We start from the raw sequence: 26673 nt of genomic DNA, 5'->3' as shown, positions 1-26673 counted from the left end.
TGGCGTCACCGCCCGTCAGGAGAAGGGTGAGGGCGAGGGCGTCGAGGTCGTCGACGTCGCCCAGCTGATGCTCGACTCGATCACCCGTGTCGACGCCGCCGAGCTCTCGGCGAACCTCCTCGTCGTCCAGGAGCTGAAGGCCGAGCCGGAACCCGAGCCCGAGCCGGAACCGGCCCCCGTTGCCGAGGTGGCGACCGAAGCCGCACCGAAGGCCGCCCCTGCCGGTGGTGGCCTCGGGATGAAGGGTGCCGCCAAGCCCCCCGGCAGCGGCCTGGGCATAAAGGGCGCCGCCAAGGCGCCCGGCGGTGGACTCGGCATGAAAGGCGCTGCCAAGGCTCCGGGTGCGAAGGCGCCCACCGCCGAAGCCGCTCCGGCCGCCGAGGCCGCTCCGGCCAAGGGTCTGGGCATGAAGAGTGGCGCCAAGGCCCCCGGCGGTGGACTCGGTATGAAGGGCGGCGCGAAGGCTCCGGGTGCCAAGACACCGGCAGCATCCGCTCCTGCTGATTCAGCTGGCGAGGCTCCCACCGCGCCAGTCAAGGGCCTGGCCATGAAGGGCGGCGCCAAGAAGCCCGGTGCAAAGCCCGCCGCTGCTTCAGCCGAGGCCTAGTCCGGCCGACGGTATGGATCAGTTCCGCGTGTAGTGCCGGGTGCGGGAGCCGGGTTGGTAGCCGATGGACCGATATAGGTGCGCTGGCACCGCGTATGCCCGGTCGCCGCGAGGCAGGATCGCCGACCGGGTCGCCCCGAGGGATCGGAATGCATGCAGGAGGGCGATATTGACTGCCTTGGCCAGACCGGTACCTCTGAACGCGGGAGCGCAGGAGACCGGCTCGACCAGGCCGACCTTGTTGACCTCGTCGTACCAGCCCAGTGCCGAGGCCACCCACTCGCCGTCGGGTGCGAGGACGACAAGATCGGTCTGCGTGCGGTAGGGGTAGGCGGCCATGATGTTGCGGTAGCTCGCTGTGGTGAGGTGGGAGCCGAAGTCGGACCAGCCAGCGCGATGCACAGCCGCCCGCCTGTCGGCGTCGCCGCTGGCGACCTGGCTGATCGCGAACCCAGGGTTGGGAGTCAGTCGCAGCAGTCGCAGTCGTGGTCGGTGGTGTCGGCGCCGCCGAGCACGGCCGGTGTGGGGCAGCAGGTGTCCCCGCGCCAGGCGTTGATGCCCTCCTTGACCGCGATGGCGGCGATGACGAGTGCGGCGATCGGGTCCGCCCACGACCAGCCGAGCACACTGTTGAGCAGCAACCCGACCAGCAGGACCGCCGACAGGTAGGTGCAGAGCAGGGTCTGTTTGGAATCGGCGACCGCCGAGGCGGACCCGAGTTCGCGTCCGGCGCGGCGCTGTGCCCATGACAGCATAGGCATGATCATCAAACTGGCTGCGGCCAAGCCGATTCCGATCGGCGAATGCTGAGCTTCACCGACGCCGAGAAGCCCGCGGATCGAATCGACGGTGACGTAGAGCGCCAAGGCGAAGAACGAGAACGCGATGAGGCGCAGCGCGACCTTCTCCCGCTTCTCCGGATCTCGTCCGGCGAACTGCCAGGCGACCGCCGCCGCGGAGGACACCTCGATCACCGAGTCCAGCCCGAATCCGATCAGTGCGGTCGAGGACACCCGCGTCCCCTCGGTGAGGGCGATGATCGCCTCGATCACGTTGTAGGAGATGGTCGCCGCGACGAGCCAGCGGATCCGCTGCGCCAGCAGCGCCCGCCGCTGCGGTGACGGCCCCGCGACCGTGACCGCCGACGGCAGCGACGGCATGCCCAGTGGCGCCGACATCAGCAGCACCCTTCGGTGGCGGACTCCGGGCAGCAGGCCGGATCGACCGCCAGCACCAGCCCGACTAGATCCCCGAGCGCGGCGGCGATGCGCGGGTCTGCCAGTTCGTAGCGGCTGCGTCGTCCTTCCGGGACGGCTACGACCAGACCGCACCCGCGCAGACAGGCCAGGTGATTGGACAGGATCTGACGCGACACCCCGATCCGCTCGGCCAGATCCGACGGATACCCCGGCCCGGCCCGCAGGCTCAGCAGGATCCGGGTCCGGGTCGAATCGGATAGCGCGTGCCCGAAACGGGCCAGCGCATCGAAGTGCAGCACGGTTTCCACAACACCAATGATACAGATTCAGCTGTATTCAGTTCAAGATGAACTATCGAGTCGGGAAGCGGGGTCGCGCAGAACCTCCGCTCACACCGATGAGCGGAGGCCGTTGCTCGAGTCAGCCATCCAGGGTGCGCGCATCCCGATGATCGCAATAGGCATGGGCGAGTGGTGCTTTCACGGCCGGTATTCCTGCACGTAGATTGTGTCGACTCTCAGCTCGCCAACCCCCGTCGCGCCGCCCGGCTGCCCGAGTGACGTCGCCCGCCCTGGCAGCGGCTCATCGAAGAAGCGGGCGTTCTCGATGACGAACTGCTCCTGCCCCGGGGGAATGTCATCCTCGAAGTAGATCGCCTCGACCGGGCAGGCCGGTTCACAAGCCCCGCAGTCGATGCATTCGTCGGGCTGGATGTACGCCATCCGATTGCCGATGAAGATGCAGTCGATCGGGCACTCCTCGACGCAGGCCCGATCCAGGACATCGACGCAGGCAGCGCCGACCACGAACGTCACAGTTTCTCCTCTACTGCTCTGTGCCCGCGACTCACGGATGTCGACGATCCTGGTGCCCGATCGCATGGGCGGGTAGGGGCCAAAAACCAACCACCTCATAAGCCGTTCTTATGATGGCCGCCATGGAGAGCGCGGGCGAAAAGATCAAGGTTTGGTTCCGGTTCGTCCCGCGTGAGGGGTGGTTGCCGCAGGACACCGAGGGCCTGTGGGCGACGACGCTCGGTGATGACCTGGCTGTTGTCGAGAACGCCGCGTTCCTTCAGGACGGCGTGGCCGAGGGCGACGTGGTTCGGTACAGGACCGGTTCGGACGGGCTGCACTGGGCGGTTGGACGGGTCAGCTCTTCCGGCAACTGCACAATCCGAGTCGTGCCCATCCCCTCGGGTCCTCTCGGGCGCGACCCGCTTGCGGTGCATCAGCGGCTTGCCGTGTTCGGTCTGGGAGGCGAGATCTTCAGCGAGGAGTTCCCCCTGATCGCATTCACGGTGCCGGCAGGTGCGGATTTCGCCGGGATCAAGGCTCTTCTGGCGCAGGGGCAGGACGAAGGATGGTGGCACTACGAGGTCGGCTGCGGCACCGACGAATGGTGGAGCGCCTGATTTCCGTTCGATCGAGCCTCAGCGTGGGCACGCGGCGAGTAGCGCGGCACCGAGTGTCTGCTGCATCGTGGCGTTGAGCCGGTCGTTCGGGATATCGGTGTCGGCACCGGTCCAGGTCATCGCGACGACCCGGCTGCCGTCATAGCTGGCGATCAAATACGACTTCGCGCCGATACCGTTACCGCGGTTGCCCCATAGCCGCTCGTAATCGCCGCAGGGGTCGGTCCCCATCATGAAGGCACCGAGCCCGTAGAAGCCGGACGCTCCCGGGGTTCTCATCTGTGTGAGCAGCTCGGCGGAGATGAGTTTGCCGCCGAACAGTGCGTGGCCGAAGCGGCCGAGATCTGCTGGGGTGGAGACCACATTACCGGCGGGCCCGAAAAATGACGGACTCTGTTCTGGCACCGCAAGCCGCTCGTCGCCGTCGAATACATAGGGCAGCAGGGCATTCGGCGGCAATCGGTCGCCGGTCGGGACGGTGGTACCGATCAGCCCGGCCGGTTCGAACACATACTGGCGCAACAGATCCGGCACCGTCGCGCCACCGACCCGTTCGGCAATCCTGGCGAGAAGCAGATAGTTGATGTTCGAGTAGTCGAATCCAGTAGCCCTAGGCAGTTCCCGGGTGGGCGTGAGCCATTCATCATCGGTATACGGCTTGCGCGCGAGCTCGATCTGCTCGCGCGGCGACTTGCCCGCGAGCAACGTCTGCAGCGGATCCGGCACACCACTCGTGTGGTCGAGCAGACGCCGGATCGTTGCGTCCGCCAGCACGTCTCGTCGCTGCGGCAGCAGATCGGCCGCGACCGTGTCCAGCGTGAAGTTGCCCCGCTCGACCAGCTTCAGCACCACTGTCGCGACCATCATTTTGCTCACCGAGGCGATACGGGCCGGATCGTCGGGCTCAGCCGGTCGCCGCGTGTCGAGATCGCGCACCCCGCGCGCAAAGGTGCGGTGGGTGTCGCCGTCGCGGACATCCACGGTTACGGCTACCGCGCCTGCGGCGATCATGGCCTCGGCGGCGCGCTCCACTTCGGCCATGTCCAGCGCCGGTGCCACCGTTGTTGTCGAAGCAGGTGCGGCCACCGGATCTGCCGAGCCGCAGCCGACCAGCACCGCCAAGACCGATGCCAGCAACCCGATTCGCCGTACCATCACGCTCATCGACGCTCCCCCTCGTCAGTCATCCACACCATAGCCGTTAGGCAGCGCGGAAGTTCGGATCTACCTTTCGGATTGGGAGAGATCGGCTTCGATCGCTGGGTTGCCGTACGTGAATGTTGATGGCGTGCAGGGGCGTTGGCACCGCTGGTCTATGGAACTGAGAACGTTCGCTGTCGGCGCGCTGAGCACGTCGGCAGCAATTCTCGTGCAATGTACGGTGAGGTATGGAAATACGTTCGGACCGTGGGGAGTCCGACCAACCCAGTGCGTCAATAACCAAGTTTCGCCGTCCGCTCGCGATTGTGGCCGGCATCGTGGTGGCGCTGCTCGTCGTCGGCTTGCTGCCGAGCTGGTGGTGCGGTCGTGACGCCGATGAGTGGTACCGCGGGGATCCGGCACGAGTGCGTGGGCTCGCCGAGGAATTGGTGGCCTTCGAAGCCGATGACGATCGACGGCGAGCCGCAGGCTCGGGAGGGGTGATCGACCGCATGTGGGGGCTACTCGCGCACCAAATGACGGCGCTGGGACTGGCGCAAGTGTGTCTGGAGCACCCCGAATGGCGGAAACGCTACGCCCCGATCGTGACCCGCGCGGCAGCCAAGAGTCTCTTGCCCGAGATGCGCACCGAGTTCACCTCGGCCTGGCACGGCAAGGACGGGTTGGCGGATCTCGACAGTTCGAACGGCCACGCCTACCTCTCCTACCCCGCCCTCGCGCTCGGGATGGCGCGCCTGATCGACCCGGCGTTCCCGCCCGACCTCGCGGTCCAACACGACGCGCTGATCGCCTCCTACGAGCGGCGATTGCTCGCCTCGCCGACCGGGCTGCTGGACACCTTTCCCGGCGAGGCCTACCCCACCGACGTGGCAGCCGTCGCCGCCGCGATCGCGGTGCACGGCCGCGCGACCGGCATCGACCACACGGCGGTCCTCGCACACTGGGCGCAGAAGGTACGCGCGGTACAGATCGATCGAGGCACAGGGCTGGTGCTGCAGCGCATGGGTGTGGACGGGCGTGCGCACGACGCCCCACGCGCCTCGGGAACCGGACTGGCGGCCTACTTCGCCGGTTTCGCGGACCGCGCGCTCGCCGAGGAGCTGGCGACTGTGTTGTTCCGCCAGGAGCGGAGTTTCCTCGGTTTCAGTGCGATCCACGAGTACGGCAACGGCTATCGCGGTGCCGGCGATATGGACAGCGGTCCCCTGGTACTCGGGATATCGATCTCGGCCACCGGCTTCGCGCTCGCTCCGGCCCGTTCCTTCGGTCACCGCGACATGTTCACCCGCCTGTTCCGCACCACAGACCTCTTCGGTCTGCCACTACGAAGCGGGCCCCGCTTGCGTTTCGCGAGCGGTGGGGTGATCGGCAACGCCCTACTGCTCGCATTCCTCACCTCCGGACCGGAGCTTGCGCCATGAGACTTCCCGACACCTCGCGGCTGCTCGCCGGGTGGCGGCTGGTCCGCATGCCGGTGATCCTGCTCGTGTTGTATCTCGCCCTGCATCCGGTCTTGGCGGCTTTGTCGGCCCGACACGGATTCGGCTCGCCCGACGGCCTGGGCCTGGGATACCTGGCCGTCAGCGTCGCGCTCCTGACGCTGCGCATGGCGCTACTGGTCGTCGTACCGGCCGTCCTCACCTACCGCGTTGTGGCGTACGCGGTTACGCAGATCCTGCGCCGGGCCGATTCGACAACCCCGCCCAACAGCGTGGTTGGATCGAATGTCCATGAGGCGCCTCGAGTAGGACCTGAGCCCGCACAGACTTCGTGACTGCCCCGGTACTGGATGTGAAGGGGCACTTGATGATTGACCATCTTCCGGACACGCTTATGACCCCGGGCGTGCGGCGCGTGCGGCGCGCCGGGACAGAGCGGCGAAGGCGTCACGCAGTGAGTCCGGACCGATAACCTCGATCTCGGTGTCGAAACGCGCCAGCGTCGCGGCGAGTGCGGCCCAGGACCAGGAACCGGTCAGCAGTCTGGTTCGGGCGGGGCCGAGTTCCTCGACGATTCCGTCGCCGGCGAACGGGGCCACCTGTGCGGCGGGGAGGTCGAGGACCACCTCACCGCGACAGGGCCAGATGTTCGCGCTGTCGGCGCCTTTGAACCGGGCGGACAGGAACGCGGCGACGTCGCCACCTGGCACTTGCCTGGGGGTGAAGCGCGGCCCGTTGGGGACGCGCAGCGTCATCCGATCGGCACGATAGATCCGCCAATCCTGCCGTTCGGGATCCCATCCGATCAGGTACCAGCGTCCACCCCGGACCACGAGGTGGTGCGGCTGCACCCGCCGCGCCGGCCGCAACCCGGGATCCTGCGGCCCAGCCGCCGACCGGTAGTCGAGCCGCACCTCCTCTGCGGACCGGACGGCGGCGCTCAGCGCGAGCAGAACGGCGGTGTCGACCTGGGGATCGGCGCCACGCCCTGCCGATTCGACCGCGGTCACCTCGAGCGCGTCGACGCGCTGCCGAAGGCGGGACGGCAGGACCTGCCGCACAGTCGCCAAAGCGCGGGCGGCGGCCTCTTCGATACCCGCTCCCGTCCCGACCGCGATCCGCAACGCCACCGCGAGTGCGACCGCCTGTTCGTCGTCGAACAGCAGCGGGGGCAGCTCGCTGCCCGCATCGAGCCGATAACCACCCTCGGGTCCCTTGACCGCCTGGACGGGGTAACCGAGCTCGCGCAGCCGATCGACGTCGCGGCGAACCGTTCGTTCGCTCACAGCCAGCCGCTGGGCGAGCAGCATTCCCGGCCAGTCACGCCGGACCTGCAGCAACGACAGCAGTGAGAGCAGGCGGCGGGAGGTCACCTTCGAAGACGCGGTCGGCATGGTGACCAGGCTGCCATAAATAGCGGACGTTCCCTGACCGGTACTGCTGACAGGGTGGCGTTGTCGCCGGAACCCTCCGGCGGCGAAATCACCTCCGAAGGGACCCGATCACCATGTCGGTAAACGCTGTCGCCCACTTGAACTTCCACGGTCAGGCCCGTGCGGCCCTGGAGTTCTACCAGTCGGTGTTCGGCGGGCAGACCACCATCGCCACCTACGGCGACTTCGGGATGCCCGCCGAGTTGCCCGACGCCACCAAGGTGGTGTTCGGCCAGGTCATCGCCGACAACGGCTTCCGGGTCATGGCCTACGACGTGCCCGGTGCGGACGCATCGGTCGCCCAGGCCGCGCCCACCACCCGCCGCGCGAACGGCACCACCCTCACCACGGAACCGTTCTTCCTCTCCGTCCGCGGCGACACCGTCGAGGAGGTCGGCGCGCTGTGGGAACGCCTCGCGGACGGGGCAAGCGTCATCGAGGAATTCGGCCCGGCGCAGTGGGCGCCCGGGTTCGGGATGCTGCGCGATCGCTTCGGCATCACCTGGATCCTCGACGTCGCAGCCGAGTACGCCCAAGCCTGACGCCATTACCCCGGGGTGCGGCCGATCCGGTCGCACCCCGGGGGTTCTGGTGGTAGGCATGGCTCAGCCCGGGCGAAGGTTCGTGACCGGCAGGCCATGCTCGGCGCGCAGGCGCTCGGCCACGAGCGAGCGGTGGCACGCCTCCGGATCGCGCTCGACACAGAAAAGGGCGGTCGCCGAGTCGCTCGGAAGCTCGGCCACGAGCGCGCCGAGGTCGAAGGGGTCGAGGATTTCGCGGGTGTAGCGCTCGGCGTACTCGGGCGCCAGCGCGATGCGGTTGCGCTTGCCCACGCCCTGGCGGTCGTCCTCGCGGTACTGGAGCCGACGCAGCTCGGTCGTCGGCGCCAGCTCCTTCACGTGCCGGTAGCCGATGTCCGCCGCGGCGAGTGCGCGCTGGAGCCGCGCCGAGTTCGCCCAGGAGTAGTCGGGGCCACGGACGCCGCGGCGCTGGCGGAGGTCGAGCAGCAACCCCACGCCCTCGCCGGTGAGCTTGTCGAAGAAGGCTCCGACCGTGAAGCCGTAGACACCGATCGTCACCATTCTCAACACTGAAATCACCTACCTACCAACTACTTGTGCCGGTTCAACCGGATGCCCTGCCGGAGGCGGCGAGGTCGCGTCACGCGACGGCGGTCCCCTCGAGCTCGACCATCAGGACGGGGATCGCCAGCCGTGTCACCCCGAGCATCGTGGTGGTCGGTGCCACCCCGGCGGCGCCCAACCGCGACGCAAGCACGCCGTAGTGCTGGAAGAGCAGATCGACGTCGGTGGTGTAGACGTTGAGCCGGACGAGGTTCGCGAGGGACATGCTGGCCTCGCCGAGAATGGCCTCCAAGTTGTCGAGGCTCAGCGCCAACTGCGCCGCCATGTCGCTGGCGTGTTGGGGCTCGCCGTCGCCGCTCATCGCGGTCTGCCCGGCGCAGTACAGGGTCCGGGTGTGCCCGGAGACGATCTCGCCCTGGTTGTACCCCATCTGCACCGACCACGGCCACGGGTTGACCGCCGTTCGCTCCATCGCCACCTCAGCACCATTCGATTCATCGAGAGTGCGTACATCCATCGGCTCGGTAGCCACGATCTTGTTTGTCATGCTGATAAGCCTCGCAGCGAATCACGACATCCTGTGTCGTGTATTCCTGCTAAGTTTTTCGTATGCGCGCCGACCGGTTGGTCTCGCTGGTGCTGCTGCTGCGCCAGCACGGTCAGCTGTCCGCGACCACGCTGGCCCGCGAGCTGGAGGTATCCACGCGCACCGTGCTGCGCGACATCGAGGCGCTGTCCGCGGCCGGTGTCCCGGTTTACGCCGAACGCGGCAGGCACGGCGGTTTCGCGTTGTTGCCCGGTTTTCAGACCGAACTCACCGGACTGAACCACGATGAGGCGCTCGCCCTGCTGGTCGCCGGATCACGGCGCGGCGCGCAGGCATTCGGCCTCGGCTCGGCGCTCGCTTCGGCCATGCGCAAGGTGGTCGACGCACTACCCGAAAGCTATCGGGCCACCGCGGCAGGCGCGGCCGAGCGATTGCTCATCGACCCGGAGGCCGACCTCCTCTCGCGCCGGCTGGTCGCCGAGGAGGTGCCCGACACCGTAGTGGCCGAGGTCCGGCGCGCGGTGTTCGCCGGACACAAGCTGCGCATCAAGTACGCGGCGGTGGACCAGACCCCGAAGTGGCGCACGGTGGACCCGATCGGCCTGGTCACCGCACGCGGCCAAGGCTACTTGCTGGCCACGAGGTCCGGCGCGGACCGCACCTACCGGCTGTCCCGGATCTTGGCCGCCGAGGAACTCGCCGAACCGGCACAGCGACCGGACCGGGTCGATCTGGATCGGGCGTGGCAGGAACGCAGCACGCAGTTCCGGACCGGCGGCGACCAAGTCACCATGCTGGTACGGGTGAACCCGGCACTACGGGAGGAACTGGTGGACACCGTGCTGGCCGTCTGCGCCGAAGAAACCGACGCAGACGGCTGGCTGCGGCTGGAGGTGACCTTCCAAGATCCGAGACACGCCGAATGGGCGCTGTGGCAGCTCGCCACGAACGCGGAAGCCCTTGCCCCGCAGTGGTTGCGCACCTCCCTGCGCGACCGCGCCGCGGCGATCGCCACCTGCTACGAAGTGTCACCCTGAGAGTTGTCGGCTTCTGCGCGCCGCCGCCGAAGTAGCGACGACCGGGCTCACCGAAGTTCGACCTCACCCGCGGCACCTGTCACGGTTCGCGGAGGTTCCCAGCCATAGCTCAGATGCGCGGGTTTGGGCCTGTTTGCTGTACGAAAGAACCTGGCCTGCATCAACTTTCATCTGCTCAGCCAGCCAAGCGGCCGGTGGCCGGGCGGTCGTGTCGATCAGGTGGTTCGTGGGGCGTACATGATGACGGCGACGCCGAGCAGGCAGATGAGAGCGCCGGTGACGTCCCAGCGGTCGGGCCGGAATCCATCCAGGGCCATGCCCCAGGCCAGCGATCCCGCGACGAAGACGCCGCCGTAGGCGGCGAGGATGCGACCGAAGTGGGCGTCGGGTTGGAGGGTGGCGACGAATCCGTAGAGCCCCAGCGCGATGACACCGGCGCCGATCCAGGCCCAGCCGCGGTGCTCACGCACCCCTTGCCAGACCAGCCAGGCGCCACCGATCTCGGCGACAGCGGCCAAGACGAATAGCAGGATCGAATGCAATACCGTCATGGCCGTTGACTCTACGAACCGTTGCTCAGAGCGTGGTGGGAGTGGTGGTGCAGCCACATGATGTGCCCGTGCAGGCAGCGGATGAGCCTGTCCCGCTGGTGCATTCGGTGCGGCGGGCGCGTGACCAGATCAGTCCCGCGACTCCGGCGGCGATAAGGGCGAAGCCGAGCGGTTCCAGCCATGACTGGCTCAGCAGAGTGATCCCGCCGCCGAGGACTCCGGTCGCAATCAGGATCGGAGCCAGGCAGCAGCCGAGGCAGATGGCAGCGCCCAGCCCGATCGGCGCCCACCAGCGCCGCGAACCGATGGCGGGTTCAGCAGCCACAGTCGCCTCCCGCGCCGGTGACGCGGTCGCTGTCGTGGTCGACGGTGAATGGCACTGGGCAGCAGGGGCTTTCGCTGCAGGCGATCAGGTCGTCGCAGCCGGCCGCCAGCGCGGCACGCAGGGTGTCGCGCACCGCGGTCAGCTCGGCGAGCTCGGCGTCGACCTCCGCCAGCTTCGCCGCCGCCCGGGCCTGCAACCCGGAATCGGTACGGCGGCCGCCGAAGTGGGTGCCATCGAGCAGGTCGGCGACCTCATCGAGGGTGAACCCGAGTCGCTGGGCGGCCTTGATCACCCGCAGTACCGTCAGCGCCTGCTCCGGATACAGCCGATGCCCGCCCAACGATCGGTCCGGTTCGGCGAGCAGCCCGCGGCGCTCGTAGTAGCGCAACGTCTGCGTGTTCACCCCGGCGGCCGCGGCCAGCTGGCTGGTGCGCAACCCGGTCATCGCCGGTCCCCGCCGAGCGCGGCGTCCACCCGCATCGCGAGCGCGTCGAGGACCTCGACCTGGGTATCGGGGACCTCGATGCGCATCACCGGCCCGGCGGCGGTGGCATCGAAGGTGAAGGCGAAGAACGAGCAGCAGGCCGACTCGCGGGCAGCCAGATCGCGGCCGGCCGGTTCGGCGTCGGCGGCCAGCAGCAGATCCAGCCGCGTGCGCGCCAACCGATCGGCACGCTGCACGGACTCGGCGAAGAAGCGGTCGAACTCGGCGACCCGGACCGGTCGCTCGGCGGTGGGCAGGGTGCACGCGTCCGGCACCCGGTCCCCGGAAGAAGGCGTAATCATCGTCATGACGCCACGGTAAGCCTGTACTTAGGTACCGGATGCAACCCCAACCAGCGAAATCCGCGGCACAACCGCGCCCATCCGGGCGCCGAGGTGTCCAAGAACAGCGCCGTCAGGGCACATCCAACACACTTACCGGAACCCCATAGGGCAGGAACCGCACCCGACGGCGATCATCGGTGTTGTCGCGATGCGCGCGTAAGGCCTCGAGCTCGCTCGGAAAGACCTGGTCAACGCTGGCCTCGCCGGTGTCGTCGATGCTGTAGATCGCCCACACCCCGCTGCCGGTCTCACCGGTGGTCTCACCCTCGGGTTTCGGTGGACGTGGCCGTTCCGGTTGGACGAACTGACCGAGCAGCGACGCCAGTGAACCGACGCTCGCGGTATCTACGCGATCCAGATATTCGCTGGCTTTCCCGAGCAGGTCGCGGAGCTCGGTTCCCGCCCCACGCAGTGCGCGTTCGAAATCTTCCGGATCGATGCCGAAAGGCCCGTTGGTTGGCATCGCATGTCTCCTGGGGACGAGTTGGGCGCTTCGTCCTCAGTGTCCTCGCGAAACGTCGACTTCGCCACGCCCGACCTCGACGCCGTCACGCTTCCCAATGTGCGGGCGATCTGAGGACAGCCGTCATAGATGACAAACTCAGAAACCTTCAGGGTGATGAGAAAGCCACTGCGCATGCTGGTGCGCGATCGCGTCACGTTCGGCGGCAGTGGGCAGCAGAACATCCATGCCGCCGTCGTAGGGATGGTGAATCCGCTCCAAGGACAGACCAGCGATCATGACCCCCGCGGTGGCGTCGTCGGCTACGGCGCGCAGAAGGTCGTCTACAGCGCGGCGCTGCCAGGAGATCTGGCTGACGAATAGGTGGATGTAGGAGACGAACTCGGCATCGGTCTCGGTCGGATCATTACAGGCAGAGGTCCAGTAGCCGGCATGGGGATGCCACCGTGTGTGGTTGTCGGGCCGCGCGTCTGGCTCAGGATGGCCGGACCAATCGCAAGAGGGCCGGGCTCTCGCGCGGCCGGGCTCGCGATGGCGTTCAAGCTGATCGAGGCCGCTCAGGCTCGCTGGCGCGCTGTCAACGCCCCGCACCTGGTCGCTCTCGTCCGCACCGGAGCCGTCTTCCAGAAGGGGCAAGCTCGTGGAACGACCAGTCGACCCATCCGATGCGAAGGAGGCCGCCTGAGATGGCCGGACGCCCGCTGTCCGTCGAGGAATGCGACCAGCTCTGGCAAGCATGGACTCCCGCCGAAGCCGCCGAACGGCTGTCGAGCACCCCGCCATGCTGGTATGTCGCAGCCGGGTGGGCGCTGGATCTGTTCGTCGGCGGCCTCGGACGTGACCACTCCGATCTCGAAATCGGAGTTCCGCGTGCACGATTCGCCGAAATGGTGGACGCGTTCCCCGGCTACGAATGGGACGTCGTCGGCGACGGGCACGCCTGGCCGTTCCCCGAGGAAGCGGACAACCAGCATCAGACATGGCTGCGCGAACCGGCGACCGGGCTATATCGACTCGACGTGTTCCGCGAGCCACACCGCAGCGATCGATGGGTGTGCCGCCGCGACGCCTCGATCACCCTGCCCTACGACGAACTGATTCTCCGCACCGCCGACGGCATCCCCTACGTGATCCCCGAGGTCGTACTCCTGTTCAAAGCGAAAGCCCGGCGAGCCAAAGACGAGACGGACTTCCTACACGCGCTCCCCGCAATGGACCAATCACGGCGATCCCGACTGTCCGGGTGGCTATCACGAGTGCACCCCGGCCATCCCTGGCTGGAAAAACTCTCGAACCACAGGTATTGACAATCGCTTTCGTACTGACCCGGCTCAATCCCGCCGATCACATCTGGGGCTGGTCACGCTGGCGGCGTCGCCGCCAGCACCAAGCCCGGTTATCGCACTACCCCGCCGCGGCCACCCACTCGCTTGACTGCCGTCGCACAGCAGATGGGTGGATGGCCGCGAGGGGCCTACTGAGAGACTCGGTCGAAGTGGAACGGGCAGTGGCGGCCCCCGAGCCCGATCGTGGTGGCGCGGTCGAACCGGAAGCCGTGCTTGTCCGGATCGATGGCCGCTATCCAGTTGCTGTCGAAGGCGCACATCGCCGGGGTCAGTTCGGCGGCCGAATGCGCTACCAGTACCTCGTGATAGAAGCAGCGCACGACGTGCACGTGGTACTGGTGATCGTCATCGACTGGGCGTTCGAAGCCGAAACCAGCTCCGAACGCGTGTTTTTCGCGTGACTTGGATACGTCGGCCATGGCCGCGAACGGATCGGCGGCCGCATCCAGCATCGCCCTGGCGCCAGCTTGCACGGCCGATCCGGTGGGCTCCACCAGGGCCCGGCGCACCGCGCTGACGGCAGGCTCGCGGCCGATGCGCGGCGCGAGGAAACGATAGGCGACGACCAGGGCGAGGGTCATTCGAAGGTTGTAACGCGCGGGTTCGTCGACGATCCGGTCGGCATTCGCCGCCTCCAGTTCGGTGAGGCGGATGCGCAGCTCACCGGTCGGATCGTCGGCAACACCGTGGTCGCGCGCAGTCGCCGCGATGCTGGCAAAGAAGGCGTCGACGATCAGTGCCGTATCTCGTTCGGGATCGGGAACGTAATCGCCAGCGGCGAGATCGAAATGGTCGGTGTCCATGTGTCTGTCCTTTCGAGACATGCCCGGTCCCGAAACACAGCCATACACCTGCGGTCAGCAGTCAGCCGTGCTCGCAACCGAACGAGCACGCCGACGCGCTCCACCGACCTACCTGGCGCCGACGATATGCAAATTTTCCAAACACAAGCAAGATGTCACAGCGCCCACCGGCTGTCCAGTCCATCCCATTCGGCCAGCTCCGAGCGCGACCGTCATTGGCAGGCAAGCGGATTGACCGAGACCGACCGACAGCAGGCGATGCAGACCCGCAGGCGCGAGCTCACGGTCTTGCTGGGCCGGCGAGATCAGCACCCGAGGTGGAGCCCACCGCTGCTGGTGGTGGGCATCCTCCTCTCCGCAGGTCGGCCTCGACTTCCTTCCGCTGACCGGCGTCGCGATCCTCGTGGCGCTACTGCCACTGGTCGAGCCGCATGCGGTGGGACGCGCGGGATTACGCGACGGCCGCTGCGCCGAACCAGTGCGACAGCGCTTCGCGCAGCGTGGGTGCGGCGGTATCGGCCGGTTCGCCGATCGTCGCGGCCCAGGCGATGTGGCCGTCCGGGCGGATCAGCAGGGCGTCGGCCGGTTGATCATCGGTCTTGGCCGTGCGAATGTCGATGCGGTGCGCCCATTCCCGGCCGATCTCGCGGAGTTCCTGGCGGTCGGCCAGGTCGAGGAATACGGGCCGTCCGGCGTGCATGAGTTCGGCGACGCTCGTCGTGCCCTTGTCGGTGTGCAGGGCGAGATCGGCTGCGAAGACGCCGGTCAGGGCGTGCTCGCCGGGCATCGGGTAGCGGATGTCGGTGCCGCCGACCAGCGCTCCGATGCGGCGCAGAGCTGGTTCGTCGCTGAGCAATTCCTGGAAGACCTCGCGCAGCGCGTCCGCGGCCTCGTCGTGTCCGCGCCGCAGCGCCACCTGCGCCCGGGTCTGCAGCCGTGCCCGCGCACCGGCGAAGTGGCGTTCGTCGTGATAGGTATCCAGCAGTCCGGCCGGAGCCCAGCCCTGGACGTCGGCGGCCAGCTTCCAAGCCAGGTTGACCGAATCGATCATGCCGACATTGAGCGCGGTGCCGGTGGCGGGCAGCAGATGCGCCGCGTCGCCGGCCAGCAGGATCCGCCCGTTCCGGTACCGTTCGGCCTGCCGATCCTTGAAGGTGAAGCGCGACAGGCGCTTCGGATCCGACATGGGCAGATCCACGCCGATCACACGGCGCACACTGTCCGCGAGCTCGGTCAGTGTCAGCGGCTCGTCATCGTCGTAGTCGGCGGTGTCGTCCTCGACGGTTTGCAGGAACAGACCCCCCGGGTTCGGGGCGAACGCGAACATGCCGCGGTCGGTTCGGTTGAACCCGAAGGGAAGCCGGCCCAGCCCTGGGACATCGATGTCGCCATTGTCGTGCACGGTGACCGAATCGCCCACGCAGACCTGAGCGACCCGGTTGACCTCCGGATAGGTGGTACCGGGGAACCCGATACCCGCCAGGTCGCGGATTCGGCTGCGCCCGCCGTCGCAGCCCACCAGGTATCGGGCGGTCAGCTGGTACGGTCCGTCCGGCCCGTGCACTTCTGCGGTCACTGTGGCCTCGTCCTGGCTCACCCCGACCACCGCGTGTCCGCGGCGGATCTCGACGCCGAGTTCGCGGGCGCGTTCACCGAGTAGTCGTTCGATCTCCCGCTGCGGAAGCGGCACCGCCCGCATCGGCGGATCAGCCAGCTGCGTGAAGTCGACATGCGTTCCGCCGAAAGGGAATCGGGCGGCCACGTGCGGATCGCTGCTGGCCGCTTCGAAGCGATCCAGAATCCCGCGGTAGTGCAGCACGTCCAGGATCCGACCGGCGATACCGCTGGCCTTCGGGACGTCTCGGGGCTCCAGATGCTTCTCCAGCACCAGCGGCCGCACACCGGCCAAGCTCAATTCGGCGGCCAGCGTCAGCCCGGCCGGGCCGGCGCCCACGATGATCACGTCGATGTCGGTCACGCGTTACTCCCAAATGTCCGCAGATTCTGGCTCAGGTCGGCAATTCTGCGGCACACCCCGGGTCTTGTGGCAAGGCCCCCGGTGAGCTATATGTTGAGAAGGGAAGACAATCTCGCCGTACTCGTTACCCGCGTCCTCGGTTGAGCTCCGTGGCGTGGTCCGAACCGGCTTCGGCGAAACCCGATTCGTAGGCGAGGATCACCGCCTGGGTGCGATCGCGCACTCGCAGCTTGGCCAGAATTGCGCTGACGTGCGTTTTCACCGTCTCCGCACTCACAAGCAGCCGGGCGGCGATTTCGAGGTTCGACATGCCCCGGGTCAGGTGACGCAGCACGGCCTGCTCCCGTTCGGTGAGCGCGGCCCCGGCCAGGGCCGCGCGCGCGTCGGCATTGCCGCGGCCGACCGCCAGCGCCCGGATCGACGCCGGGTACAGCAGTGAATCCCCCTGCGCCACAGTGCGAACCGCATTCGCGATCTCGTCGGGACGGGCACGCTTCAACAGGAATCCATCCGCCCCGGCGCGCAGGGCGCGGTAGACGTAGTCGTCGTTCTCGAAGGTCGTGATCATCAAAATCTTGGGCGGATCGGGCAGCGCGCGCAGGATCGCCCTGGTCGCTTCGATGCCGTCCATGAGCGGCATCCGCACGTCCATTGCCACCACCGCAGGCCGCGAGCGTCTGATCATCGGCAGCACCGCGATTCCGTCGGCGGCCTCCCCGATCACCTCGATCCCGGGTTGTCCGTCGAGAATGGCTCGCAGCCCGGCGCGGGCCAGCGGCTCGTCGTCGACGAGCAGGACGGTGACAGGCACGCCGGTCACCGGATCGGAATCTCCACGTGCAGCCGCCAAGTGCCCTCGTGCGGCCCGAAAATCGCTCGGCCACCGAGTAGTTCGGCCCGCTCGCGAATACCGAGCAGACCGCTGCCCGGCCGCTCGGTACCGGGGCGATCCGGGAGCGGATTGCGCACCAGCAATTCCAGCCGGGTGTCGTCGGCCCGCACCGAAACCCACACCGGCACCGGGCCGCAGTGCCGCAGCACATTGGTCAGCGACTCCTGCAGGATTCGATAGCCCTCCCGGGAGATCGGTCCCGGCACCGCGTCGACCGGCCCGGTGACCTCGGCCCGCACCGCAGCCCCCGCCGAACGCGCGGAGTCCACCAGCGCGCCCGCGGCGGCCAGCGTCGGGCTCTCGAAGGACGGCTCCTCGGCGGTACGCAGGATCCGCAGAACTCGATCGAGATCATCGAGCGCGGCCCGGCCGGTATCCGCCACGGCGCGCAGCGCGCGAGCGGTGAAGGCCGGATCCGCGGCGGTCTCCGCGGCGCCTGCCTGCAGGACCATCGCGGTCAGCGCGTGGCCGATGGAGTCGTGCAGTTCACGCGCGATCCGATTGTGCTCGAGCAGCTGTTCGGTACGCGCCTCCAGCAGCCGCATGCGCTCGCCGTGCGAAGGACCGAGCAACCACCGCGCCGCGACGGTGACCAGCTCACCGAGTGCCACCACGGCGGCCATCAGGATCAGCACCGGGACCGGGACCAGCAGCATCCACGATGGGTGTGGCGACAGTTCCAGGAGCGTGTCACGGGTGGGCGCGGCACCGACCGCGGCGCGAACAAGGTCGGCGCACACCCAGACCGAGGCGACGCCGACCGCGAGCAGCACCAGGGCACACGCCAGCCTCAGTTCCAGCCACCACACTGTCCGCCAGCGATCCGCCCAGGTGGTCGCCGGCGCGGTCGTCACGGATCGGTCCGCCTCGCGCGGAGTGAGCAGCAGCCGCGCCTGAATTCCCTCGGCCAGCCGGGTCGCCGGCAGCAGTCCAACCGGGACCGCCAGCAGCGCCAGCACATACGGTCGCCGAGGGTCGATGAACGACGAGATCGCCACCGCGGAGAGCGGCAGGCACAAATGCAGGGCGCGGGTATAGGTCGCCGTCTCGGTCAGCGGCCGCAGCGGAGCGAACACCCTCCCATCGTCGCAGGCTGGTGCGGTCGTATGTCTCCCCCATCCGGGGGATCCATCCGGCACCGACGGGGGACGCGCGCCGCGGTGTGCCCGGCGAGGCTGAAGACATGACCACGATCGAAGCGCGCGGACTCACCAAGGAATACCGCGAGATCCGCGCTGTCGACGACCTGACCTTCACGGTGTCTCCCGGACGCGTCACCGGTTTCCTCGGCCCGAACGGAGCCGGAAAGTCGACAACCATGCGGTTGATCCTCGGACTGGACCGGCCCACGGCCGGAACCGCGACCGTCGGCGGACAGCTCTACGCTGCCGCGCCACAACCCCTGCGACTGGTGGGCGCCCTGCTGGATCCGGGCGCGGCCCATCCGGCCCGAACCGCCCGCCACCATCTGCTCGCACTGGCGATCGGCAACGGCATACCCGCGGGGCGTGTCGACCTGGTGCTGGACGAGGTCGGCCTGACGTCGGTGGCGGGCAAGCGAATCCGCACGTTCTCGCTGGGTATGCGGCAGCGGCTCGGCATCGCGGCCGCCCTGCTCGGCGACCCGCCGGTCCTGATGCTCGACGAGCCGTCCAACGGTCTCGACCCCGAAGGCATCGTCTGGCTGCGGGAAACCCTGCGGCGAATGGCCCGCGACGGCCGCACCGTCTTGGTGTCGAGCCATCTGATGACCGAAACAGCGTCCTACGCGGATCACTTACTGGTGCTCGGCCGCGGCCGGGTGCTCGCCGACACCGACCTGGACGATTTCGTCGGAAGACACGGCGGTACCCGTGTCCGCGTTCGCAGCAGCGATCCGGCGCTGATGCGAGACACGCTGTCCCGCAATGGAACCGAACCCATTCCGGGAGACGGTGACAGTTGGCTGGTGCCTGGTGAGCGTGCGGAGCGACTGGGCCCGCTCCTCATCGGCGCGGGTGTGCCGATCCTCGAACTGGCCGACGAACAAGCCTCCTTGGAGCAGGCCTACCTGGCCCTGACCGCCCACGCCGCCGATTTCACCACTCGCTCGAAGGATTTCGCATGACCCTCACCACGCTGCTGCGCGCGGAATGGCTCAAATTCCGATCGCTGCCCGCACTGCTCGCCACTGCGCTCTTGCTGTTCGCCGTCACTGCGGGATTCTCCGCGGTGGGCGCGGCGACACTCGGACGTGAGCAGGCCGACCGGCCCGACTTCGACGCGCTCTCGATCATGTTCTACGGCATGAACTTCGGACAGGTCGTCGCAATCTGTCTCGGCGCCACCTGGGTTGCGGCACAGCTCCGGGACAACGGTCAGCGGGTCTGGCTGACCGCCGTCCCGCGCCGCGGGCTGTTCTTCAGCGCCGGGCTGATCGTGCTGGGCGCCGTGGTATTCACCGTCGGAGCGGTGAGCGGACTGGTTTCTTTCCTTGCCGCGCAACCGGTTCTGGAGGTCCCACACCCGGGGCTCGGGGATCCGGTGGCGTGGCGTGCCCTGTTCGGCTGCGCGGCCTACCTGGCACTGCTGGCACTGTTGGCCGCCGGAGTGGCGATGCTGCTGAACAGCGGTGCCTTGGCCATGGGCATCCTGGCCCCGGCAGTCCTGCTGCTGTCGTTCACCCTCGGCGACGTGGGTGCGAGCACGACGATCGTCTCTTATCTGCCCGACCGCGCAGGCCGACAGATGTTGCTGCTACACCCGTCGGAAGCTCTCGGCCCCTGGGCCGGTCTCGCTGTCACCACCGGATGGACGGCGGCCGCGATCGGCGCGGGCTGGACAGCGCTGCGCCGCCGGGACCTCTGATCGGTTCCTGGTGAGCGTTCAGCGGTGCGTGGCTCCACGTCCGCGCTCAGCAGCTGCTTCGTAGGCGGCAGTCAGTTCTGCCAGCACCCCCTCGGTGGATGCCGGTTCTCCGCGCAGGTGGGTGGCGCGGAGTTCGGCCATGAATCGCTCCCACAGCGGGGCCCCACCGGCTGCGAGCAATTCGGCGCGCACGGTCAGTTCCGGTGCGGTGTTCAACCAGCGTGCCCCCCATGCGCCCAGCTGAGCCATCACCGGGACGAGCTGGATGGCTGCCTCGGTGAGCCGGTATTCCACCTTCTGGCGGTGACTCGGGTCGTCGTGGCGAGAGAGCAGGCCCGCGTCGACGAGTTTCGCGAGGCGACTGGCCAGCATGTTCGACGCGATGCCCTCGATCGATGCCGAGAGCAGTTCACGGAAGTGCGTGTTGCCGCCGAACATGATGTCGCGCAAGACGATCAGGCTCCACCGGTCCCCTAGGAGCTCGACCGTCATATTGATCGGACACCCCGATTTGCCCGGAGGCACCGGCAGCTTGTCGCCGACAACTGGTTGCAGCATGAGATCAGTTTAGCTACCGTGACAACTGATTGCATATTGCAACCAGAAAGGGTTCCGATGACACAGCTGGTCCGAGTCCACAACTTCAACCTGTCCAACGACGGATACGGCTCCGGCGAGGGCCAAAGCCTGGAACAACCCTTCGGCCACGCCGATCCGACCGCGCTGTTCGCATGGTCGGGCGCCACCGCGCACGCGCCCACCCGAACCGAACCCGGTGGCACCTACGGCCTGGACGACTACTGCACCCGCGACTGGGGTCGCAATATCGGCGCCGAGATCATGGGGCGCAACAAGTTCGGACCGCAACGCGGGCCATGGGAAAACTACGATTGGCAGGGCTGGTGGGGAGAAGAACCTCCGTTCCGCACCCCCGTCTTCGTCCTCACCCACCATGTGCGGCCCTCGTTCACGCTGGGAGACACCACGTTCCATTTCCTCGACGCATCCCCGAAGGACGCCTTGGTGCAGGCACTGGAAGCCGCCGGCGGCAAGGACGTGCGGATCGGCGGCGGGGTCGCCACGGTCCGGGAGTTCCTCGACGCCGACCTCGTCGACACCATGCACATCGCGGTCGCACCGGTCGAACTCGGTCGCGGCGAACGACTGTGGACCAGCCCCGACGAACTCGTGGACCGATTCCATCTGGAACGGATCCCGAGCCCGAGCGGGGTAGTGCACCACTTCTTCTGGCGCCGATAGTTTCTGCGGCGTGGCCCGAGAGCATCACCGGCTCTCGCTACACCGTCCGCCCGGGCGGCAGGTCCGCTCGGTATTGCCTCGGTGTCATCCCGAACCATCGTCGGCATGAGCGGTTGAGGGTGCTCTGTTCGGCGTAGCCGAGCAGGCCCGCGATCTGGCTGAGGTGCAACCCTGGTTCGGCGAGGTATCTCGCCGCTTGGTTGCGGCGTACCCGCTCGATGAGTTCCTGACAGCTCAGACCCTCGTCGGCCAGGCGTCGTTGCAGCGTCCGCGGATGCATCGCCAGCTCGTCAGCGATGACCTCGGCGCTGCACTGGCCGGTGGGCAGCAGCTTACGGGCCAGCTCGGCCACGCGTTCGGACAGCGCCGCACTGCTCGGAACGTACTGGGCCTCCATGTATTTCGTGGCGATGCGCCTGGTCTCGGCGTCCGCGCCCTGGATACTCCTGTCTGCCAATTCCAGGGGCAGCTCGAACCCGCACGACGGCTGCCCGAAGAGCACGGTGCAACCAAGCGCTTCTCGGTAGGCAGCGTCCGAGCCCAGCTGGCCGTGCACGAATGAGACCGAGCTGGGGCGCGCGTCAGGTCCGCCGAGGAGGCGAATCATGCGAACGGCGTCAGCGATGCTCAGCTCATACCCCTGGGGTATCTCCAGGGGAGGCGGCTCGGTGATCTCGTAAGTGAACCTGAGGTCGGCCTCCGTAGTGCGCGCGACCGTCAGCTTCATCGCCGGGGAATGGACGTGTAGGTAGCGCGCGATCGACTCCAGTCCATCGAGCACGGTCTGGGCATTCCGCGCGATCACCGCGATGGGTCCGAGGATGTGCAGGCCCTGCCAGCGTGCCATGCGAAGCCCGAAGTCCGGACAATCCAGGTCGGCAGCGCTCGCCTCGAGCAGGCGAACGGTCGCCTGGAAGGAGACGAACGCGTCCTCCTGGTACTCGACGCCCGGCTGGATGTGGAAGCGCGACAAGAGAGGCTCCGGGTCAGCACCGAGGTCCCTTACCAGCTCGCCGTACCCCAACAGGGCTGCGGCCCGGATCACAGTGTCCATGCGACCACCTCCTCGTGTCGGGAAATGATAAAAGTCTGTCGGGAACTGTCAAGATATGTGACGCGTCGCACAGTCATCCTCTTTCTACAACGTCTTGTGAACACAGCACGCAGAAGCAAGAGGAAGCCATGAACGCACAACATTTCGACGTCTTGATCATCGGTGCCGGCCTGTCTGGCATCGGTACGGCCTCGCAGGTGGCGGCTGCCTTCCCCGACAAGACCATCGCCGTGCTGGAGCGACGCGAGCGGCTTGGCGGCACGTGGGACCTGTTTCGTTACCCCGGCATTCGTTCGGACTCCGACATGTACACCTTCGGGTACAAGTTCCGTCCGTGGCGCGACCTGACGGTACTCGCCGACGGCGGGTCGATCCGGGAGTACATCGCGGACACCGCCAAGCAGTTCGGCATCGACGAGAAGATTCACTACGGCCTGAAAGTCGTCACCGCGGACTGGTCGACACCCGAGTCCCGCTGGACCGTGACCACCCTGGACGAGGCGACCGGGCAGACGCGCATCTTCACCTGCGGCTACCTCGTCAGCTGCACCGGCTACTACAACTATGACGCGGGCTACCTCCCGGCCTTCCCTGGCATGGAGCGGTTCGGCGGCCGGTGTATCCACCCTCAGCACTGGCCGGAAGATCTGGACTACTCCGGCAAGAGGGTCGTCGTGATCGGCAGTGGCGCCACCGCCGTCACCCTCGTGCCGGCCATGGCTCGCGACGCCGAGCACGTGACCATGTTGCAGCGCTCCCCGTCGTATGTCTTCTCACTGCCCGCCTTCGACAAGATCTCCCAAGTGCTGGGTCGGTTCCTCCCGCAGGACTGGGTGTATGCGATGGGTCGCAAACGGAACATCGTCATCCAACGTCAGCTCTACCTGGCCTGCCGTCGCTGGCCCCGTCAGATGCGCCGGTTCCTGCTCTGGCAGGTGCGACGGCAACTCGGCACCTCCGTCGACATGAGCCACTTCACGCCGAGCTACCTGCCGTGGGACCAGCGGCTGTGCGCTGTGCCCGACGGCGATCTGTTTCGGACGCTGGCGTCGGGCGATGCCTCGATCGTCACCGATCAGATCGACACCTTCACCGAAAAGGGCATCCTGCTGCAGTCCGGGCGGGAACTGGAGGCCGACATCATCGTCACCGCCACCGGTCTCGACATCCAGATGCTGGGCGGGATGGCGCTCTCCGTGGACGGTGAGCCGCACGAACTGCACGACCAGATGACATACAAGAGTTTGCTCGTGGAGAGCATTCCCAATATGGCCTGGGTCTTCGGGTACACCAACGCCCCATGGACGCTGAAGTCCGACATCGCAGGCGCCTACCTGTGTCGTCTGTTCAAGCACATGGACGATCACGGCCACACCGTGGCAACACCCCGCGATATCGAGAACTCCGCGATAGACGACGGCATTCTGGACTCGCTGGAGTCCGGCTACGTACAACGCGCGAAGAACACACTGCCGCGTCAAGGATCCAAGCCGCCGTGGAAAGTTCTGATGCACTACGAGCAGGACTCCAAGATGCTCCTCGACGACCCCATCGACGACGGCATCCTTCGGTTCGAAGCCCCCGCGCTGAAAGGTGCGATGGCATGAGCACGCCGACCTACATATCGCTCGACGGTCGACGCGTTCGCGTGCGAATCGACGGCGATCCCGACCGACCGCCTGTCCTGTTGCTGCATGGAATCGGCCGCAGCCTCGAAGATTGGGCACCGCAGTTTCCCCGACTGGCCCGAACTCACCGAGTCATCGCCCTCGACGTTCCCGGGTTCGGCTTCTCGGACCGTCCTCGGGAACGCATCACGCTGCCGGTGCTCGCCCGCGAGGTCGCGGAAACACTCGCCGCCCTCGATGAGGGGCGGCGACTGCACGTCATCGGAAACTCGCTCGGCGGTGCCGTTGCCATGCAACTGCTCGCCCTCGAGCCGGAACGGGTGGCAAGCCTCGTGCTGGTCAACAGTGCGGGATTCGGCTCGGAGGTCGCCATGGCGCTGCGGCTGCTCGCCGTGCCCGGCATCGGGTATCTGGCGACTCGGCACACCACCCGCCTCGCGGCGGAGATGACCGAGCGCCTGATCTTCGCCGACAAGTCGCTGGTCACGAAGGAACGGATCGACCACGCCCTCGCCATCGCCAAGCAGCCCGACCCCGGCGACGTGATGTACGAGACCGCCCGTGCGCTGGCGACCGGCCGGGGAGTCAGGAGCGAATGGCGGACCGAGCTGATCGCGGCCGTCGCGAAGCATCCTCGACCGACTCTGGCTGTCTGGGGAGACCTCGACCGCGTCCTACCCGCGCACCACCTGGTCACCGCACGTCAGCTGCTGCCGCACGCCGAAACCCACCTGTTCACCGGCTTCGGCCACATGCCGCAGATCGAGTGCCCCGATAAGTTCGCCCAGCTCGTACTGGCCTTTCTCGCCAGCGCCGCAACGGCCGGGAGCCGAACCCGGCGCGGGTAGGTCTCGGTCGAGCTCGCCCGAGGCCGCGAAAGCGCTTGCAGCAATTCGAATCAAGAAAATCAATCAGAGGAGACATCCATGTCAACGCTCGACAAGATCACCGTGCTCGGCGGTGGAGTTCTCGGCGGACAGATCGCCTGGCATTCGGCCTTCATGGGTAAAACTGTTGTCGTCTACGACATCTCGGAAGAAGCGCTGGACCTCTGCCGCGGAGCTCACGGCCAGTACGCGGCTATCTATCTCGCCGAGATCGGTGCGTCGGTGCAGGATGTGGCCGATGCCCAAGCCCGGCTCACCTACACCACCGATCTGGCGCAGGCAGTGGCCGGCCAGGACCTCGTGATCGAAGCCGTCCCCGAGATCCCGGAAGTCAAGACGAAGGTGTACGCCGAGATGGCAGGCCTGCTGGACGCCCACACACTCATCGCGACGAACTCCTCGACGCTGCTGCCTCGCGACTTCGCCGAGGCCACCGGCCGTCCGGACAAGTACTGCGCGCTGCACTTCGCGAACCTGATCTGGGCGTTGAACGTCGCCGAGGTCATGGCTCATCCCGGTACGGCCGCCGACACCCTCACGCAGATCACGGAATTCGCCATCGAGATCGGCATGGTTCCCATTCCGGTGCACCGGGAGCAGCATGGATACGTACTCAACACCTGGTTGGTCCCGCTCTTGAACGCCGCGCAAGCACTCGTCACCAACGGTGTCTCCACACCGGAGGACGTCGACCGGACCTACATGATCGTCAACCGGGGCGCCGCACGCGGACCCATGGGCACGCTCGACGTGATCGGCATGAAGACCGTCTACGACGTGCTCGCCTACTGGGGAGCGCACAACGACGACCAGCAGATGCTCGCCAACGCCGCCTATCTGAAGGAGAAATTCGTCGACCAGGGCAAGCTCGGGCTGCAGACCGGGCAGGGCTACTACAGCTATCCGGAACCCGCCTACGCCGATCCCGACTTCCTTTCCGTACCACCGAAATCGAGTGCTTCCGACATCGCGGCACGCGCAATGCTCACGTAGCGTCAGGACTCGAACAGAAGCTGAGCCGGAGTCGGCGGGTCGGGTCAGCTCGGGGGCTTGTCCTTGCACGACCAGGAATCGATGTCGTGTACCTGCGGACGGAAATCTATCCACCTGCCTGCCAGTCCCTGGAACACTTCGGTGAAGTCACGTTGCCAGTCACTGCTGGTCACATAGTTGAAGAGGGCATCTCTCAGTTTCCGGCAGTCGGCCCGATGTTCCTTACTGATGCCGATTCCGTAGTAGTTGGGTGCGCCGATGGTCACGTCGGCTACCTCGAGCGTCGGGTTCTGTTGGGCGAAGCCGTAGAGGATGAGCTGGTCGGTGGAGGCCGCGTCGACGGTGCCGTTCGCGAGTGCGCTGATGCAGGTCTGCGCGTCTTCCATCACCTGGGTGTGAATGTTCTTGTAGTTCCCCAGCACGATCTCGGAAGTCGTCCCCTTCCAGGTGCAGACGGTCTTGTCATTCAGATCGTTGATCGTTTTGACCTCGGGGCCGTCCCCGCGGACCAGGAAGCCCTGGTGGGTGACCGCGTACGGCCCGGCGAAATCGATCTGCTCCATCCGCTCGCGAGTGATCGAGAAGGTCGCTATCACCAGATCGACGCGGTCATCCAGGAGCGCCTGCACGCGATCGCTCGAGGCGATGTCGTTGTAGACGACTTTGTTGCGGGCAACGCCTTCCGCGTTGGCGACGTGGTACGCCACCAGGATGTCGAACCCGGTGCGCTTGTACGTCTCCCAAACGCTGGTGCCTGGCTGGTCGTTCTTGACACCCACGACCAACCGCTTCTGGGTGAACAAGCTGGGTTGGTTGTCGGTACCGCAACCGACCGGGAGGAGGGTCGGCGTGATGAGCAACGACGCGATCCAGCGTCGGCACGAAGTCGTGAACAT

The 26673-nt window shown here is 67.0% G+C and carries 33 protein-coding genes and 2 pseudogenes; 14 read left to right on the top strand and 21 right to left on the bottom strand.

The annotated features are described in order from the left end of the window. Positions 1–607, top strand: a pseudogene (locus tag NL1_RS38080) (Fe-S oxidoreductase); the annotation flags it as partial. Between the two features lie 18 nt (positions 608–625). Here the strand turns inward: NL1_RS38080 and NL1_RS04985 are convergent. The 4 genes from NL1_RS04985 to fdxA form a co-directional block, all read right to left on the bottom strand. Continuing rightward, positions 626–1009: a GNAT family N-acetyltransferase gene (locus tag NL1_RS04985; protein WP_067834762.1), complete on the bottom strand. Its 384-nt coding sequence runs from the start codon at positions 1007–1009 to the stop codon at positions 626–628. A 62-nt stretch (positions 1010–1071) separates the two neighbouring features. Beyond that, positions 1072–1785 (bottom strand): cation efflux transmembrane domain-containing protein, encoded by a 714-nt coding sequence (locus tag NL1_RS04980; protein WP_067834792.1) that lies wholly within the window; start codon positions 1783–1785, stop codon positions 1072–1074. Next, on the bottom strand, positions 1785–2114 hold the full coding sequence (locus tag NL1_RS04975) for an ArsR/SmtB family transcription factor (protein WP_067834760.1): 330 nt from the start codon (positions 2112–2114) through the stop codon (positions 1785–1787). Before NL1_RS04975 ends, NL1_RS04980 begins: the two co-directional genes overlap by 1 nt. Positions 2115–2285: 171 nt before the next feature. Then, positions 2286–2621 (bottom strand): ferredoxin, encoded by a 336-nt coding sequence (gene fdxA / locus NL1_RS04970; RefSeq protein WP_067834789.1) that lies wholly within the window; start codon positions 2619–2621, stop codon positions 2286–2288. A 122-nt stretch (positions 2622–2743) separates the two neighbouring features. Here fdxA and NL1_RS04965 point away from each other — a divergent pair, with 122 nt between their 5' ends. Continuing rightward, positions 2744–3220 carry a DUF4265 domain-containing protein gene (locus NL1_RS04965; RefSeq protein ID WP_067834787.1) on the top strand — a complete coding sequence of 159 codons (477 nt, stop codon included), beginning with the start codon at positions 2744–2746 and terminating at the stop codon, positions 3218–3220. An 18-nt stretch (positions 3221–3238) separates the two neighbouring features. On the opposite strand, the gene NL1_RS04960 is transcribed toward NL1_RS04965, so the two are convergent. Continuing rightward, on the bottom strand, positions 3239–4384 hold the full coding sequence (locus tag NL1_RS04960) for a serine hydrolase domain-containing protein (RefSeq protein ID WP_084510315.1): 1146 nt from the start codon (positions 4382–4384) through the stop codon (positions 3239–3241). 302 nt (positions 4385–4686) lie between these two features. On the opposite strand from NL1_RS04960, the gene NL1_RS04955 reads away from it, so the two are divergent. Both NL1_RS04955 and NL1_RS04950 read left to right on the top strand, forming a co-directional pair. Further along, positions 4687–5802 carry a hypothetical protein gene (locus tag NL1_RS04955; RefSeq protein WP_067834756.1) on the top strand — a complete coding sequence of 372 codons (1116 nt, stop codon included), beginning with the start codon at positions 4687–4689 and terminating at the stop codon, positions 5800–5802. After that, positions 5799–6155 (top strand): hypothetical protein, encoded by a 357-nt coding sequence (locus tag NL1_RS04950; RefSeq protein WP_067834754.1) that lies wholly within the window; start codon positions 5799–5801, stop codon positions 6153–6155. The genes NL1_RS04955 and NL1_RS04950 overlap by 4 nt, the downstream gene beginning before the upstream one ends. Positions 6156–6212: 57 nt before the next feature. On the opposite strand, the gene NL1_RS04945 is transcribed toward NL1_RS04950, so the two are convergent. Next, positions 6213–7214, bottom strand: a complete 1002-nt coding sequence (locus NL1_RS04945; protein ID WP_067834752.1) for a helix-turn-helix transcriptional regulator — start codon at positions 7212–7214, stop codon at positions 6213–6215. 113 nt (positions 7215–7327) lie between these two features. Between NL1_RS04945 and NL1_RS04940 the strand changes: the two genes are divergently transcribed. Next, complete coding sequence (locus NL1_RS04940; protein WP_067834750.1) at positions 7328–7795, top strand: VOC family protein; 468 nt, start codon at positions 7328–7330, stop codon at positions 7793–7795. Positions 7796–7858: 63 nt separating this feature from the next. Here NL1_RS04940 and NL1_RS04935 read toward each other — a convergent pair whose 3' ends face one another. Next, positions 7859–8335, bottom strand: coding sequence for a DUF488 domain-containing protein (locus NL1_RS04935; RefSeq protein ID WP_067834748.1), 477 nt, complete (start codon positions 8333–8335; stop codon positions 7859–7861). A gap of 79 nt (positions 8336–8414) precedes the next feature. After that, positions 8415–8810, bottom strand: a complete 396-nt coding sequence (locus NL1_RS04930) for a RidA family protein (protein WP_067834746.1) — start codon at positions 8808–8810, stop codon at positions 8415–8417. A gap of 137 nt (positions 8811–8947) precedes the next feature. Here NL1_RS04930 and NL1_RS04925 point away from each other — a divergent pair, with 137 nt between their 5' ends. Then, on the top strand, positions 8948–9922 hold the full coding sequence (locus NL1_RS04925; RefSeq protein ID WP_067834744.1) for a helix-turn-helix transcriptional regulator: 975 nt from the start codon (positions 8948–8950) through the stop codon (positions 9920–9922). A gap of 215 nt (positions 9923–10137) precedes the next feature. On the opposite strand, the gene NL1_RS04920 is transcribed toward NL1_RS04925, so the two are convergent. From NL1_RS04920 to NL1_RS40380, 6 genes are all read right to left on the bottom strand, one after another. After that, positions 10138–10473, bottom strand: coding sequence for a YnfA family protein (locus NL1_RS04920; RefSeq protein WP_067834742.1), 336 nt, complete (start codon positions 10471–10473; stop codon positions 10138–10140). A 25-nt stretch (positions 10474–10498) separates the two neighbouring features. Next, a complete protein-coding gene (locus NL1_RS37275) occupies positions 10499–10798 on the bottom strand; it encodes a hypothetical protein (protein WP_156094661.1) in 300 nt (99 codons plus the stop codon). Further along, positions 10788–11243, bottom strand: a complete 456-nt coding sequence (locus NL1_RS04915) for a MerR family transcriptional regulator (protein WP_067834740.1) — start codon at positions 11241–11243, stop codon at positions 10788–10790. The genes NL1_RS37275 and NL1_RS04915 overlap by 11 nt, the downstream gene beginning before the upstream one ends. Continuing rightward, positions 11240–11590 carry a hypothetical protein gene (locus NL1_RS04910; RefSeq protein ID WP_067834737.1) on the bottom strand — a complete coding sequence of 117 codons (351 nt, stop codon included), beginning with the start codon at positions 11588–11590 and terminating at the stop codon, positions 11240–11242. Before NL1_RS04910 ends, NL1_RS04915 begins: the two co-directional genes overlap by 4 nt. A gap of 106 nt (positions 11591–11696) precedes the next feature. Then, positions 11697–12089 (bottom strand): Rv0313 family protein, encoded by a 393-nt coding sequence (locus tag NL1_RS04905; protein WP_067834735.1) that lies wholly within the window; start codon positions 12087–12089, stop codon positions 11697–11699. 138 nt (positions 12090–12227) lie between these two features. Continuing rightward, positions 12228–12650 (bottom strand): DUF3885 domain-containing protein, encoded by a 423-nt coding sequence (locus NL1_RS40380; RefSeq protein WP_422615827.1) that lies wholly within the window; start codon positions 12648–12650, stop codon positions 12228–12230. Here NL1_RS40380 and NL1_RS38075 point away from each other — a divergent pair. Both NL1_RS38075 and NL1_RS04895 read left to right on the top strand, forming a co-directional pair. Further along, positions 12588–12774: pseudogene (locus NL1_RS38075) on the top strand (IS256 family transposase); the annotation flags it as partial. The gene NL1_RS40380 and the pseudogene NL1_RS38075 sit on opposite strands and share 63 nt — an antisense overlap. Before the next feature lies 1 nt (position 12775). Beyond that, a complete protein-coding gene (locus NL1_RS04895) occupies positions 12776–13396 on the top strand; it encodes a hypothetical protein (RefSeq protein ID WP_084510313.1) in 621 nt (206 codons plus the stop codon). A 167-nt stretch (positions 13397–13563) separates the two neighbouring features. Here NL1_RS04895 and NL1_RS04890 read toward each other — a convergent pair whose 3' ends face one another. The 4 genes from NL1_RS04890 to NL1_RS04875 form a co-directional block, all read right to left on the bottom strand. Continuing rightward, positions 13564–14238, bottom strand: coding sequence for an L-2-amino-thiazoline-4-carboxylic acid hydrolase (locus NL1_RS04890; protein WP_067834729.1), 675 nt, complete (start codon positions 14236–14238; stop codon positions 13564–13566). Between the two features lie 451 nt (positions 14239–14689). Then, positions 14690–16216, bottom strand: a complete 1527-nt coding sequence (locus tag NL1_RS04885; RefSeq protein WP_067834727.1) for an FAD-dependent monooxygenase — start codon at positions 16214–16216, stop codon at positions 14690–14692. A gap of 124 nt (positions 16217–16340) precedes the next feature. Then, positions 16341–17027 (bottom strand): response regulator transcription factor, encoded by a 687-nt coding sequence (locus NL1_RS04880; RefSeq protein ID WP_067834785.1) that lies wholly within the window; start codon positions 17025–17027, stop codon positions 16341–16343. Between the two features lie 5 nt (positions 17028–17032). Further along, complete coding sequence (locus NL1_RS04875; protein WP_067834725.1) at positions 17033–18184, bottom strand: sensor histidine kinase; 1152 nt, start codon at positions 18182–18184, stop codon at positions 17033–17035. A gap of 107 nt (positions 18185–18291) precedes the next feature. On the opposite strand from NL1_RS04875, the gene NL1_RS04870 reads away from it, so the two are divergent. Together NL1_RS04870 and NL1_RS04865 are read left to right on the top strand one after the other, a co-directional pair. Beyond that, positions 18292–19215 carry an ABC transporter ATP-binding protein gene (locus NL1_RS04870; protein ID WP_067834783.1) on the top strand — a complete coding sequence of 308 codons (924 nt, stop codon included), beginning with the start codon at positions 18292–18294 and terminating at the stop codon, positions 19213–19215. Further along, positions 19212–19955 (top strand): hypothetical protein, encoded by a 744-nt coding sequence (locus NL1_RS04865; protein ID WP_067834723.1) that lies wholly within the window; start codon positions 19212–19214, stop codon positions 19953–19955. The genes NL1_RS04870 and NL1_RS04865 overlap by 4 nt, the downstream gene beginning before the upstream one ends. Before the next feature lie 18 nt (positions 19956–19973). Here NL1_RS04865 and NL1_RS04860 read toward each other — a convergent pair whose 3' ends face one another. Next, on the bottom strand, positions 19974–20513 hold the full coding sequence (locus NL1_RS04860) for a winged helix-turn-helix transcriptional regulator (protein WP_067834721.1): 540 nt from the start codon (positions 20511–20513) through the stop codon (positions 19974–19976). A gap of 57 nt (positions 20514–20570) precedes the next feature. On the opposite strand from NL1_RS04860, the gene NL1_RS04855 reads away from it, so the two are divergent. Continuing rightward, positions 20571–21215 (top strand): dihydrofolate reductase family protein, encoded by a 645-nt coding sequence (locus NL1_RS04855; RefSeq protein ID WP_067834719.1) that lies wholly within the window; start codon positions 20571–20573, stop codon positions 21213–21215. A 37-nt stretch (positions 21216–21252) separates the two neighbouring features. On the opposite strand, the gene NL1_RS04850 is transcribed toward NL1_RS04855, so the two are convergent. After that, positions 21253–22269, bottom strand: coding sequence for an AraC family transcriptional regulator (locus NL1_RS04850; protein ID WP_067834717.1), 1017 nt, complete (start codon positions 22267–22269; stop codon positions 21253–21255). 128 nt (positions 22270–22397) lie between these two features. Here NL1_RS04850 and NL1_RS04845 point away from each other — a divergent pair, with 128 nt between their 5' ends. The 3 genes from NL1_RS04845 (at position 22398) to NL1_RS04835 (ending at position 25777) form a co-directional block, all read left to right on the top strand. Then, a complete protein-coding gene (locus tag NL1_RS04845; protein WP_067834715.1) occupies positions 22398–23876 on the top strand; it encodes a flavin-containing monooxygenase in 1479 nt (492 codons plus the stop codon). Next, positions 23873–24745 carry an alpha/beta fold hydrolase gene (locus NL1_RS04840; RefSeq protein ID WP_067834712.1) on the top strand — a complete coding sequence of 291 codons (873 nt, stop codon included), beginning with the start codon at positions 23873–23875 and terminating at the stop codon, positions 24743–24745. Before NL1_RS04845 ends, NL1_RS04840 begins: the two co-directional genes overlap by 4 nt. A 78-nt stretch (positions 24746–24823) precedes the next feature. Further along, positions 24824–25777, top strand: coding sequence for a 3-hydroxyacyl-CoA dehydrogenase (locus NL1_RS04835; protein ID WP_067834710.1), 954 nt, complete (start codon positions 24824–24826; stop codon positions 25775–25777). Positions 25778–25821: 44 nt separating this feature from the next. On the opposite strand, the gene NL1_RS04830 is transcribed toward NL1_RS04835, so the two are convergent. Continuing rightward, positions 25822–26637: a transporter substrate-binding domain-containing protein gene (locus NL1_RS04830; RefSeq protein WP_067834781.1), complete on the bottom strand. Its 816-nt coding sequence runs from the start codon at positions 26635–26637 to the stop codon at positions 25822–25824. Positions 26638–26673: the final 36 nt, after the last annotated feature.

Source organism: Nocardia lijiangensis NBRC 108240 (assembly GCF_001613045.1).
Taxonomy (GTDB): Bacteria; Actinomycetota; Actinomycetes; order Mycobacteriales; family Mycobacteriaceae; genus Nocardia; species Nocardia lijiangensis.
The sequence above is the reverse complement of the archived record's forward strand: the minus strand, read 5'-3'. Positions and strand labels throughout refer to the sequence as shown.